The following is a 12,170-nucleotide window of genomic DNA, read 5'->3' on the forward strand; positions in this document are numbered from 1 at the left end:
TCGGTTTAGGACTCTATCCGCTGGTCTTCGAGAACGGTGAATCCCCGTGCTGTCAAGGCGAGCCGAAGCTCCACCCGGTCGTCGAGGGAGAGGTTGACTCCCTTGACCTCCTGCCATACCTCGTGGCCGCGGCCGGCCACGAGGATGGTGTCCTCCGGCGCCGCCAGCTCAACGGCCTTCCGGATGGCGGCGTCGCGCGGAAAGACCTCCAGGATGGTGCAGTCCAGGCCTTCGCCGTCCTGGGCCGCGCGGGCACCGGCCAGCACGTCCGCGCGGATCGCCGCCGCGTCCTCGTCGTGCGGGTCATCATCGCTGACGATCACGGTGTCCGCGAGCCGGGCGGCGATGGCCCCCATGGCGGGCCGTTTGCCCTGGTCCCGCTGCCCGGTGGCGCCGAAGACGACGATCACCTTGGAGCCGGGCGCCGGCGACCGGACGGCCTCCAGGGCCCTGGCCAGCGCATCCGGGTTGTGCGCGAAGTCGACCACCGCGGCGGGGGCCGTACAGATCAGCTGCATGCGGCCGGGAACGGCCACGGTGAAGGGGTCCGCGCTGTCGAGGGCGGACTGCACCGCGGCCGGCTCGTGCCCGCCTGCGAGGACCATGACGGTGGCCAGCGCCGCGTTGGCGACGTTGAAGCTGCCGGGCAGGCCGGTGTGGACGCGCAGCTCGGTGCCGTCCCGGTGCCGCAGCACGAATTCCGTGCCCAGCGCCCGGGGTGCCGGGTTGACGACGGTCCAGTCCGCGCCGGATCCCCCGGCAGGGCCACCCGCAGCGCCAGAGCCGGGGCCGGCGGTGGCGAGGGTCGTCACCGGGATCTCCGCGGCAGCAGCCAGCTTCCGGCCCCAATCGTCGTCCACGGTCACGACGGCGGCCCGGGCGCGCTGCGCCGTGAAGAGCCGGGCCTTGGTCTGGAAGTACTCGTCCATCGTCCCGTGCAGGTCCAGATGGTCCTGCGTCAGGTTGGTGAAGCCGGCGACGTCGAAGACCACCCCGTCGACGCGGTGGAAGGACACCGCATGGGAGGAGACCTCCATGGATGCCGCATCGAGCCCGCGTTCGCGCATGAGCGCGAGCAGGGCGTGGACGTCGGTGGATTCGGGGGTCGTCAGCAGGCTGGGGATGGGTTCCCCGCCGGCCAGGATCTCGATGGTGCCGATCAGGCCGGTCGTCTTCCCGAGCGCCTGCAGCAGGGAATTGATGAAGTAGGTCGTCGTGGTCTTGCCGTTGGTGCCCGTGACGCCGAACAGCACCGGCGCAGGCGCACCTTCGGGCCGGCTCCGGTAGATCAGGGCTGACAGCCGGCCGACGACCCCGCGCGGTTCCGCGGCGAGCAGCACCGGAACGCGGACGTCATTGGAGAGCGCCAGCAGGCGCGCGCCGGCGTCGTCCGTCAGCACCGCGGCGGCCCCGGCCTCGACCGCCTGGGACACAAAGTCAGCCCCGTGGCGCGTGGCGCCCGGCAGGGCGACATAGAGGTCCCCCGGCCGCACCGCACGGGAGTCCAGCGAGATCCCGGTGACCGGGACGGAGCCTGACGCGCCGGGAACGACGACGCCGATGCATTCACCGATGGCGGCCAGGGGCACAGCGGCGACCGCAGCGGGCCGGAAGCCCGACCTGGATTCCTGGCCGGACGGCGCGGGCGCGCCGGGGGCGTTGAGCTCTGACAAGTGGATCTCCGTTGCGGTGCTAGTGGATCTTGCGCTGCGCACGGAGGCATGCTCCGGCCCGCAGCCTTGCTGCTGTACTGGTTGGTGCGCGGTGGTGCTACTTGGCGTACTGCGGCAGCCGGGCGGGTTCGCCGGTGGACGGCTGGACGTTGAACGTCCGCAGCGCCTGGCTCATCACCGAGCGGAACACCGGTCCGTTCGAGATGCCGTGAATATCGCCCTTGGGCCGTTGCAGGACCACTTCAACAATAAACCGCGGATCGTCCATCGGTGCCATCCCGACCATGGAGGCGGTCAAGCCGCAGAACCCGGGTTTGCCGTCGTCGCACGGCGACTGGGACGTTCCCGTCTTGGCGCCGACCCGGTAGCCGTCGATGCCGGCTTCCTTGATCTGGCCTTCCGTGACGGCGCTTTCGAGGATGTCGCGCACCTGCTTGGCCGTGTCCTTGGAGACCACCTGCCGCGGGGGCTGGGCCGGGACCTTCTCCTCGGTGCCGTCGGGGCTGATGTAGCTGTCGATCAGGCGGGGCTGGAGCATGACGCCGTCGTTGGCGATGCTCTGGTAGGCCCGCACGGTCTGGAGGGTGGACTGCGAGACGCCCTGGCCGAAGAGGACGGTGTACTCCTGGCGCCCGTCCCACTGATCGGACGGGGTCAGGATGCCCGAGGCCTCGGCGGGAAGCCCGATCTCCGGTGCCTCGCCGATGCCGAACTTCTGCAGCCAGTCGTGGCGCTGTTCCTTGCTGAGCCGCTGCCCGGCCATGACGGTGCCGGTATTCATCGACCAGCCCAGGATGCCGGCCAGGGTCCGCTCCTCCGTGCCGTGGTCAAACGCGTCGGTAAACGTCTGGTTGTCGACGGTGTACGACGGCGGAATGGTGAACCTGTCCAGCGGGCTGGACTTGCCTTCCTCGATGAGCGCCGCGGCCGTGATCATCTTTTCCACCGAACCGGGCTCGTAGGCAGCGGTCACGGCGCGCACGCCGCGGTCCTTGGCGGCGACCTTGCCCGGGTCGTTGGGGTCCGGGGCGTTGGTGTCCGCCATCGCGACGATGTTGCCGGTCTTGGCGTCCGAGACGACGATGACGCCCCACTCGGCGCCGAACTTGTCCGTCTGGCTTTGGATCGCCTGCTGGGCGAAGTACTGGAGGTCCGCGTTGAGCGTGAGCCTGATGTCCTTGCCGTTCACGGCGGGAGTCAGCTGGTCCACGCCTACCGGGATGCGCAGCCCGTCGGCGCCGATTTCGAAGAGCCGCTTGCCCGGGGCGCCCTTGAGGATATCGTCCTGGGTCTGTTCAAGCCCGGCCTGGCCCGTGGTGCCGTCCTTCAGGAAACCCACGATCCCGCCGGCGACGGACCCGTTGGGATAGACCCGCTTGCTGGTGCCTACGGTAACGATGCCGGGGATCTGCAGATTGGAGATGCGGTCCTCGACGTCGGGCCTGATGTCCTTGGCGACGATGTAGTACCGCCGGTTCCCGGTGAGGGCGTCGGTCAGGGCACTCTTGTCCATCCCGAGCACGGCCGCCAGCTCCGAGATCCCCTGCTCCCGGGACACCGTGACGGGCTTGTCCTTGCCGTCCACCGTCTCCAGCCGCCGGAAGGACTCGGTCTTGGTGTTGACGGTCTGGTCCACGACGACGTTGTAGCGGATGACGCTGCTGGCGAGGACGGTCCCGGCGGAGTCCAGGATGCTGCCGCGTTCCGCGGGCAGCTCGACGGGCGTGAGCCGGTTTTTGAGTGCCGCCTCGGCCATCCCGCCGATGTCCAGGCCCTGGACGAGGAACAGCTTGCCGCCGACGACGAGCAGGAGCGCCAGCATGATGGCAAGGCCCAGGCGGAGCCGACGGGTCGCGCTCGGCACTGTCGCCTTGCGGGCCTTGCCGGTGTTCTGCACCACGAATGTTCCTTGCTGTTTGCCTGGCTGGTGATCGGTCCTGTCCTAGTGTTCCGGAACCTTCTGCGCCGGGGCCGGAACGGATCCGCCGTGAAGTTCCACGGCCGGAGGTGCTGGTGCGGCCGGAGCTGGGGCTGGGGTTGGTGCTGCGGCGGAGTCCGGCGCAGCCGGTACTTCTGCTACGGCCGGTGCCGGTACTGCCGGTGCCGGCTCGGCGCCGCCCGCGGGCTTGCGGTTGGCGAGCGGCTCATTGGCCGAGGCCGGCGGGACCACGGTGAGCGCTCCGGCGACGGCCGGGGCGGCGATGACGGCGCCGGGAGCACCGCCCTTGACGGCCGGTTTGGCCTTGCCCGTGACCGTCAGCGTGGAGAGGTCGATCTGTCCCTTGACCGTGGAGGCCACCATGCCCAGTTCCGTCGCCCTGGCCGCAAGGTTCTGCGGTGCGTCAAAATTCTGCACCTGCTGCGTCAGATCCTGGTTCTGCTTCGTCAGGGTCGACTGCTCGCCCCGCAGCTGCACGAGCTGGTACTGCGCTGAGGACACGGAGATGTTGAGCACCAGGACCACCATGAGGGCAAACGCCAGGAGCCCGAAGCAGAGCACCACGAACGGGGCGCGGCGCTTGCGGGGGGCCGAGCGGACGAGCGAGAGCGGCGTGCGCGATTTCCGGGCCGGCCCGGTACCGGGGGCCTGCCCCGGCAGGGCACGGGCGGTGGCGCCGGGGTTCACGGGATATCTGTTGACAGCGGCAGTGCTCATGCGGCTCTCCTGGCTTTGATGCGTTCCACGGCGCGGAGCCTGGCGGAGGCTGCGCGCGGGTTCTCGGCGATTTCGGCGGGCGTCGGGACTTCGGTGCCCTTGGTCAGGGTCTTCAGTTCGGCTTTGTGTTCTTCCAGCTCCACGGGGAAGCCCAGGGGCGCCGAAGACTTCGATCCGGCCTGGAAGAATCCCTTGACGATCTTGTCCTCCAGCGAGTGGTAGGACATGACGACGACGCGGCCGCCGACCGCGGTGGCGGCGATGGCGGCGGGGATGGCCCGCTCGAGGACATCGAGTTCCTCGTTGACCTCGATCCTCAGGGCCTGGAAGGTGCGTTTGGCAGGGTGCCCGCCGGACTTCGCGGCGCCGGCCGGAACGACGTCGCGGATCTGGTCCACGAGCTCCCCGGTGGTGGTGAACGGCTTCCCGGCGCGCGCCGTGACGATCCTGTTGGCGATGCGGCCCGCGAACTTCTCTTCCCCCCACTTCCGGATGATCCGGACGAGGTCCTCTTCGCTGTAGGTGTTGACGACGTCGGCGGCGGTCTGGCCGCGGCTCGTGTCCATCCGCATGTCCAGGGGTGCGTCGAAGGAGTAGGCGAAGCCGCGTTCCCGCTCGTCAAGCTGCAAGGAGGAGACTCCGAGGTCCATCAGGACGCCATGGACTTCCGCGAAACCCAGGTCTTCCAGCACCTCCGGGATTTCGTCATACACGGCGTGAACCAGGTCGATGCGGTCCGCGAAGGGAGCCAGGCGCTCCCCGGCCAGGGCCAGTGCTTCCTCGTCGCGGTCGATCCCGATCAGGTGAAGGTCCCCAAAGCGCTGGAGCATGGCTTCGGCGTGGCCGCCCATGCCCAGCGTGGCGTCGATGACCACGGGCGTTCCGCCGCGGCTGCGGGCCGCGTCGAAGCCAGGTGCCAACAAATTGATGCACCGGTCCCTGAGGACCGGTACATGCCGTTCGGACGTAGGCTTCGCTTGGTGGGGGTCCGTCACGCCTTCGTCCTTCCGTTGTCCGGGATCGTGCTGTGCTGGCTTCTTGTACTGCTTCTTGTACTGCGTGTGCTTCTTGGTCCAGATCCCCATCCGCGCCTATCCGGGGTCCGCCTGGCTCCGGGGAAGTGAGCCAGGAAAACACCCGGATGGGCGGCTGGAGATCTGGATCAAGAATCGTGTGGTGCGGTCTGACGGGTTCCTAGAGAACCCCCGGGATGGCGTCGTCGGTCTCCGAGAAGGCGGTTTCCTTTTCGGCCAGGTACTCATTCCAGGCCTGGGCGTCCCAGATCTCCGCGCGGGTTCCGGCGCCGATGACGGCCAGTTCCCTGCCAAGACCTGCGTACTCCCGGAGCGCCGACGGAATCGTCACGCGCCCCTGCTTGTCAGGTACCTCGTCCGAGGCTCCAGAGAGGAAAACGCGGATGTAGTCACGCGCCTGCTTGTTGGAGATTGGAGCCTCCCGCATCTGCTCGTGAACCCGCCCGAATTCGGCCTCGCTGAAAACGTAGATGCAACGCTCCTGGCCCCTTGTGAGAACCAGCCCGCTGGCAAGTTCCTCACGAAACTTCGCTGGGAGGATAATCCGGCCTTTTTCGTCCAGACGCGGTGAATGGGTGCCGAGAAACACGGCCCACCACCCGTCTGTTCTAGCAAGGCCAACGTCCCCTGTGCTGCCACTACCCTCTTACGCCCTCCACATTACTCCACATCCCTCCACAGTCAACGACATCCGGGCTTTATTTGCGCCGATCCATGGGAGATTCAGGCCCGGCGTTCCCCGTAATGGCGGCGAAGCAGGGAAGGGGGTCCAAGTGGAGGGATTTTGGCCGCCGCCGTCCGGCCTGTCCCGGATCCCGGCGGCCTTATGGGCAGTTCACAAACGGGGGTCAGGCGGTTCACAAATGGGCGGTTAAACAGCAAAAGACCCGCCGCAGCGGGTCTCAGGCTGGCCTCCCGGCGTGCCGGGTGGTGGAAAATGGAGGGCGGAACGGCCGTGGCCGTGGAACAGTCCGGAAGCGTCAGGATTCCCCGCGGTGCCGCTCGTCCCAGCGCTGCTCGAGGTTGCTCATGAACGAACTCCTGGCCTTGCCTGGTTTCCGGCCTCCTGCGGCCCTGGACCTGCCGATCGTTGAACTGCGCATCGTGGCGAAGTACACGCCGGCGCCCATCACCACAAAGCCCAGCACCCCGACGAGGATTATCTGCATCCAGACGCCCGCCAGCAGCAGCCCGATGCCTGCCAGGCCGGCGAGGACGCCAATGACCAGATGGCGGGTGGACCACGATCGGCCGGGGTCCGAACCCATCGAGCTGGCGAACTTGGGATCGTCCTCATGCAGCTGCTTCTCAAGTTGCTCCAGCAACTTCTGTTCGTGCTCCGAGAGCGGCATCACGACCTCCTTAAGTCGGCCAACGTCCAGACTTGACGTGACCTGTGCATAAACCCATAACGTCCCGGTTTCCCGAGTGGTTCCCATTCGCCGTCATTGGCCGAAAGGGGCGGTTCCACGGTCCCGTGCGGGTTGTTCAGCTGGCCACGCCGTAGTCCGAACGTTCGATCCAGTCGTTCTAAACCTACGTATAAATAAGGATAGTTTGTCCGGCCCTGTTCTGAAAGACGCTGTTGTTTCCTTCGCACGTGTCGGCCGGCGCCCCCGTGGACGCCCCCCGCCCGCGGCGGAAAAGTGCGGCGGCACAGGACGGCGGAAACGGGTGCGGCGGGGTCAGCCGGAGCTGCTCCCGGGGTCCAGGAGCCGGGCCGGAAGCACCGATTTGGAACCGAATTTTTGCGTCACCCGGTCCAGGGCCTGCTCCGCGGCCCGCCAGTTGTCGTCGCGGCGGTCCAGGCTGAGCTGCAGGGGCGCCTGGGCTGCCTCTTCCAGTTGTTCTGCCCTGATGCCCACGAGGCGCACGGTCATCGGCCGGTCCCCGACGGACTCGAGGAGCTGCACGGCCACGGCATAGAGCAGCTGCGCGCTGTCGATCGGGGTGCTCACGGTGCGGCTGCGGGTGATGGTGGAAAAATCCGCGTAGCGCAGCTTGAGCGCCACTGTCCGGGCGTGCAGGCCCGCGCTGCGGAGCCGTTCGGCCGTCCGGTGCGAAAGCCGCAGCAGCTCCCGGCGCAGCAGTGCCTCGTCGGCCGTGTCGACGGCGAAGGTCTCTTCCGCGCCGATGCTCTTCTCCAGCCGGACCGGGGTCACCGGGCGGGGGTCGATCCCCCACGACAGGCGGTAGACGTGTTCCCCCGAGGCGCCAAGGACTTTCCGGAGCGAGGGAAGGGGTGACGCGGCGACGTCGGCCACCGTCCGGATCCCCATCCTGGACAGCACCTCGACGCTCTTGGCGCCGACGCCCCACAGGGCGCTGACCGGAAGGCCGTGCAGGTATGGCACGGTCTCATCGGGGCCGATGAGCAGCAGGCCGTCCGGCTTGCAGCGGGTCGATGCGATCTTGGCGACGAACTTGCTGGCCGCTATCCCGACCGAGGCGGTGATACCCAGTTCGCGCAGGACCCGGCTGCGGATCAGCTCGCCGATGTCCCGGGGCGGGCCGAGCCGCCGGATGGCTCCGCCGACGTCCAGGAAGGCCTCGTCGACGCTCAGCGGCTCGACGAGCTCGGTGATGGATCCGAAGATGGCCATGATCTGGCCGGACACCTCGTAGTACAGCTTGTGGCGGGGCTCGATGATGACGGCGGAGGGGCACATCCGTGCCGCCACCACCATGGGCATCGCGGACTTGATCCCGAAAGCCCTGGCCTCGTAGGAGGCGGAGAGCACCACGGAACGGTCCGCCGGGTAGCCCACGATCACGGGCCTGCCCCGCAGTTCCGGACGGCTGCGCAACTCCACGGAGACAAAGAAGGCGTCCATGTCCACATGCATGATGCTGCTCCGCCGGAGCTCCCGGATCCGTGCTTCAGCGAGCCGCTCGACTGGCTGCCCGGTCCCCTGCCGATCTGCTGCTGTAACTGCTGCTGTAACTGCTGCTTTATCTGCGTCCGGTCCCACGACTTCAATCCTAGGCCCCGGGACTGACTAAACTGGAGGCTGAATCCGGCGTCAACACCATGGAGGAAAGTCCCTGTGAAGGTTTTTGGAGAGCACAAACGGGCCGCAGCAGCCGTGCTGGCAGCCGGCGCGTTACTGGGCCTTGCCGCGTGCACGCCCGCCGGCCCCGGGACTTCGTCGCCGGCATCGTCCTCGACGGCGGCCGCCCCCTCCACCGCGGAGTCCTCCACCACGGCACCTCCCAGCCCCTCGGCGCAACCGGGCACCTCGGCCACGGTCGGCGCCGTCGTCTCCGGTTTCCCCGAGAAGCTCCTGCCGCTGATGCCCGGCGCCAAGGTGGTTTCGAGCAGCTTTGACAAGACCACGGTGCCCGCGACGGCGGCCCTGGTCGGCAGCATCGCTTCGCCGGCCGCCGCGGTCCTCGCGTTCTATACGACCGAGCTTGAGGCCCAGGGTTTCAAGGCCGTCCCCGGAGAAACAGTGGGCACCGTACCGTCCAAGGATTTCCTCCGCGGCGACAATGAGACGGTGAACATTGCCGTCATGGAGACTGCGGGGGTCTCCACCTTCACCATCGGGGCGAACGTCGCTGCCGAGTCCGTCAAGTGACCCTCGCTGAACAGCTGCGCCTGGAGCAGAGCGCCTATGTGGCCGCCGTCGCCGGCAAGCTCACCGATTTCCTGACGAGCCGGCAGGCTGTCATGTCCGCCATCTCGCAGGACATCGATCCGCTGATGGGATCCATCTCCAACCTCGTGACGGGCGGGAAACGGCTGCGGGCGCTCATGTGCTACTGGGGCTGGCGCGGCGCCGGCGGCGAGGCCGATGCCGGCGAGATCGTCACGGCCGGCTCCGCCCTGGAACTGTTCCAGGCGGCGGCCCTCATCCATGACGACATCATCGACCGCTCGGACACCCGCCGGGGCGGCCCCAGCGTGCACCGGCGCTTCAGCGAACTGCACGAAAACCAGGGCTGGGCGCTGGACAGGGAGCGGTTCGGCCATGCCGCCGCCATCCTGACCGGTGATCTCTGCCTGTCCTTCAGCGAGGAATCCTTCACGGAAATCGGCCGGCGGGCCGCCTCGGGCAGCCAGGCCAGGCTCATCTTCAACCTGATGCGCGCGGAAGTCATGGCCGGACAGTACCTCGACATCCTCGAAGAAGTCGCCGGGCCGATGCGGGACCGCGCGGGGGCGGTCAGCCGGGCCCAGTCCATCATCCGTTTCAAGTCGGCCAAGTACTCCACCGAGCATCCGCTGGCGCTGGGCGGCGCCCTGGCCGGCGCGCCCGAGGAGTTGCTGCGCGGCTATTCGGCCTTTGCGCTGCCCCTCGGCGAGGCGTTCCAGCTGCGGGACGACGTGCTGGGCGTCTTCGGCGACCCCGTCACCACCGGGAAGCCTGCCGGGGACGATCTGCGCGAGGGCAAGCGGACCGTCCTGGTGGCCTTCGCCCTGGACCAGGCCTCACCGGCCGAGTCAGCGTTCCTTGACGCGAAGCTGGGCAGCCCGGAACTCAGCGACGCCGACGTCGAGGAGATCCGGCGCATCATCGTCGACTGCGGTGCGCTCCAGGCCACGGAGGTACTCATTGAGGAGTTCGGGCGGGCGGCCTTCGCCGCACTGGACCTCCTGGAGCTGGCGGAGCTGCCCAAGACGGCGCTGCGCCGGCTCGCCGAGGCCACGGTCAGCCGCGCCGCCTGAGAACCGCCTGACGGGGATTTCGTGCCCCCATAGACCACAGGCCGCGCACAACATCATCCGCTGTGCGCGGCCCGGCGGAAATGCAGGGAAATATTCTTTCGGGAAGCCCTACCAGGCCAGGGACTGTGCCCGGCGGCGGATTTCCGTCTTGCGTCCTTCACGGAGGGCATCGATCGGCCGGCCGCGCAGGGAGTCATCCTGTGTAAACAGCCAGGTAATGAGTTCCTCGTCCGAATAACCGGCGTCCGAGAGGACAATAATGGTCCCCTTAAGGCTGTCCACGGCGTGACCGTCCTGGATGAAAGCCGCCGGCACGCAGCGAATACGCCGGTCGCCAACCCGCAATGCAGCCAGCGCGCGTTCATCCAGGAGCGCATGAACCTTTGTAATTGGTTCGTTCAGAAGCTGTGCAACATCGGGAAGGGGCAGCCATTCGCCCACCAGGCTTTCTACATTACTCACGGATCAAGATTGCCATGGCCGAGGCCCCCGCGCCTAGTCGGGCCGTCGGCGGACGGCGGTGGACGGCACTGGCTGGTGCCGCCGCTTCGTGAGTCGCTGTTAACGGAATGCCGAAGAGTTCTTGTGCCAATGGCGAATTCATGAAAGATTCACATGCACCACAGTTGTAACAGCAATAACTTCTGTCACACTGGTATCAGGAGTAATGCCGGCTCGACCCGCAGCGTTTGCCGCTGAGATGAGGATCTTTCCCATGACGACACGTTCGCCAAAGCCCAATTCGAGGCACAGCCTGCCGATGATTGCCGCGACGACGGCGGCGCTTCCCGCCGTCGTGCTTTCCTCTTTGGCACTCGCCCAGCCCGCGGCGGCCGAGCCCCGTCCCCGCGCCATCCCGGCGACCCTTGCGGCAGCCATGCGCGCGCAGGTACAGGCTGGTACCGAAAAGTCGCTGAAAGCCGGGCTGATCCCTGCCGCGTCCGTTTCGGCCGCCATTCCGGCCGCGTTCCAGCCCTTCCTGGCCCCGGTTCCGGCGGACTACACGATCGTCCGCGGCGACACGATCAGTGGCATTGCCGGCAGGTTCGGCCTCGCTACCGGCGACGTCCTGAAGCTGAACAACCTGCAGGCCAGCACCATCATTTACCCCGGGCAGAAGATCAAGCTCAACGGCTCGGCGGCAGCTCCGGCGCCCCAGCCGAGCACCCCGGCAGCACCGGCCGCCGACGCCGGCGGCGTCTACACCGTGAAGTCCGGCGACACGCTCAGCGCCATCGCTGCCCGCCACGGCGTCAGGCTCTCGGAGGTGCTCGGCTGGAACGGGCTCAACATGGGCTCCATCATCTACCCCGGCCAGAAGGTCAGGACCGGCGGCGGCTCAGCCGCTCCGGCCCCTTCGGCTCCGGCCGCACCGGCTCCGGCGGCCACTGTAACCCCGGCTTCGGCCGGCTCCGGCTCCTACACGATCAAATCCGGCGACACCCTCTCGGGCATCGCCGCCAGGAACGGCGTCAGGCTCTCCGACGTCCTCTCGGCCAACCGGCTCACGATGAGCAGCATCATCTACCCGGGCCAGAAGCTGGCCATCCCCGGCGCGGGGACCACCATCGCACCGGCGTCCAGCCAGCCCGCTGCCGCACCGACGCCGCTGGTGCCGAGCACATTCCTCGGGTTCACCTACCCTGCCGCCGTGGTCAGCTCGGCCAACGAGAACAAGGCCCTGCTCAACGCCTCGCCGGTCCCCAGCCGCGCGCAGATGAAGTCGATCGTCGCGGACACGGCCCGCCGCATGGGCGTCGACCCGACCCTGGCCCTGGCCTTCGCCCTCCAGGAATCCGGTTTCGACCAGCGCGCCGTGTCCCCGGCCAACGCCATCGGCACCATGCAGGTCATCCCGTCCTCGGGCCAATGGGCCTCCGATCTGGTGGGGCGCCAGCTGAACCTGCTGGACCCTTACGACAACGCCACTGCCGGCGTCGCCATCATCCGGCAGCTGGTCCTGACCAGCAAGGACCAGGACACCGCCATCGCGGGCTATTACCAGGGCCAGTACTCCGTCAGCAAGTACGGCATGTACGAGGACACCAAGAGCTACGTCGCCTCCATCAAGGCCAACCAGCGCACGTTCTAAGGAAGCCGGCGCCGCGGCGGATATCCTGGGACGCACCCGCCCC

Annotated in this window: 11 protein-coding genes; 3 read left to right on the plus strand and 8 right to left on the minus strand. The window is 67.8% G+C overall.

Annotated elements, in window-relative coordinates:
• Positions 1-5: 5 nt before the first annotated feature.
• The 7 genes from ACQCSZ_RS11520 to dinB all read right to left on the minus strand — a co-directional run bounded on the left by ACQCSZ_RS11520 (position 6) and on the right by dinB (position 8,209).
• Entirely contained in the window at positions 6-1,673 is a 1,668-nt protein-coding gene (locus ACQCSZ_RS11520) for a UDP-N-acetylmuramoyl-L-alanyl-D-glutamate--2,6-diaminopimelate ligase (protein WP_427008103.1), read from the minus strand.
• A 97-nt stretch (positions 1,674-1,770) separates the two neighbouring features.
• The gene (locus tag ACQCSZ_RS11525) at positions 1,771-3,573 is read right to left on the minus strand and encodes a peptidoglycan D,D-transpeptidase FtsI family protein (RefSeq protein ID WP_427008104.1); all 1,803 of its coding nucleotides are present in this window, start codon (positions 3,571-3,573) and stop codon (positions 1,771-1,773) included.
• A 42-nt stretch (positions 3,574-3,615) separates the two neighbouring features.
• Positions 3,616-4,329: a hypothetical protein gene (locus ACQCSZ_RS11530; RefSeq protein WP_427008105.1), complete on the minus strand. Its 714-nt coding sequence runs from the start codon at positions 4,327-4,329 to the stop codon at positions 3,616-3,618.
• Positions 4,326-5,324, minus strand: a complete 999-nt coding sequence (rsmH, locus tag ACQCSZ_RS11535; RefSeq protein WP_427008319.1) for a 16S rRNA (cytosine(1402)-N(4))-methyltransferase RsmH — start codon at positions 5,322-5,324, stop codon at positions 4,326-4,328. Before rsmH ends, ACQCSZ_RS11530 begins: the two co-directional genes overlap by 4 nt.
• Before the next feature lie 199 nt (positions 5,325-5,523).
• Entirely contained in the window at positions 5,524-5,952 is a 429-nt protein-coding gene (gene mraZ / locus ACQCSZ_RS11540) for a division/cell wall cluster transcriptional repressor MraZ (RefSeq protein WP_211880442.1), read from the minus strand.
• Between the two features lie 391 nt (positions 5,953-6,343).
• Positions 6,344-6,715, minus strand: a complete 372-nt coding sequence (locus ACQCSZ_RS11545) for a DUF3040 domain-containing protein (protein WP_427008106.1) — start codon at positions 6,713-6,715, stop codon at positions 6,344-6,346.
• 333 nt (positions 6,716-7,048) lie between these two features.
• Positions 7,049-8,209, minus strand: a complete 1,161-nt coding sequence (gene dinB, locus ACQCSZ_RS11550) for a DNA polymerase IV (protein ID WP_427008107.1) — start codon at positions 8,207-8,209, stop codon at positions 7,049-7,051.
• A 201-nt stretch (positions 8,210-8,410) separates the two neighbouring features.
• Here dinB and ACQCSZ_RS11555 point away from each other — a divergent pair, with 201 nt between their 5' ends.
• Both ACQCSZ_RS11555 and ACQCSZ_RS11560 read left to right on the plus strand, forming a co-directional pair.
• Positions 8,411-8,944: a hypothetical protein gene (locus tag ACQCSZ_RS11555; RefSeq protein ID WP_427008108.1), complete on the plus strand. Its 534-nt coding sequence runs from the start codon at positions 8,411-8,413 to the stop codon at positions 8,942-8,944.
• The gene (locus ACQCSZ_RS11560; RefSeq protein ID WP_211880436.1) at positions 8,941-10,035 is read left to right on the plus strand and encodes a polyprenyl synthetase family protein; all 1,095 of its coding nucleotides are present in this window, start codon (positions 8,941-8,943) and stop codon (positions 10,033-10,035) included. The genes ACQCSZ_RS11555 and ACQCSZ_RS11560 overlap by 4 nt, the downstream gene beginning before the upstream one ends.
• Before the next feature lie 108 nt (positions 10,036-10,143).
• Here ACQCSZ_RS11560 and ACQCSZ_RS11565 read toward each other — a convergent pair whose 3' ends face one another.
• A complete protein-coding gene (locus tag ACQCSZ_RS11565; RefSeq protein WP_427008109.1) occupies positions 10,144-10,497 on the minus strand; it encodes an Rv2175c family DNA-binding protein in 354 nt (117 codons plus the stop codon).
• A 253-nt stretch (positions 10,498-10,750) separates the two neighbouring features.
• Here ACQCSZ_RS11565 and ACQCSZ_RS11570 point away from each other — a divergent pair, with 253 nt between their 5' ends.
• Entirely contained in the window at positions 10,751-12,127 is a 1,377-nt protein-coding gene (locus ACQCSZ_RS11570; RefSeq protein ID WP_427008110.1) for a LysM peptidoglycan-binding domain-containing protein, read from the plus strand.
• Positions 12,128-12,170 lie beyond the last annotated feature (43 nt).

Origin of the sequence: Pseudarthrobacter sp. H2, assembly GCF_050157045.1 — a bacterium.
Classification (GTDB): domain Bacteria; phylum Actinomycetota; class Actinomycetes; order Actinomycetales; family Micrococcaceae; genus Arthrobacter.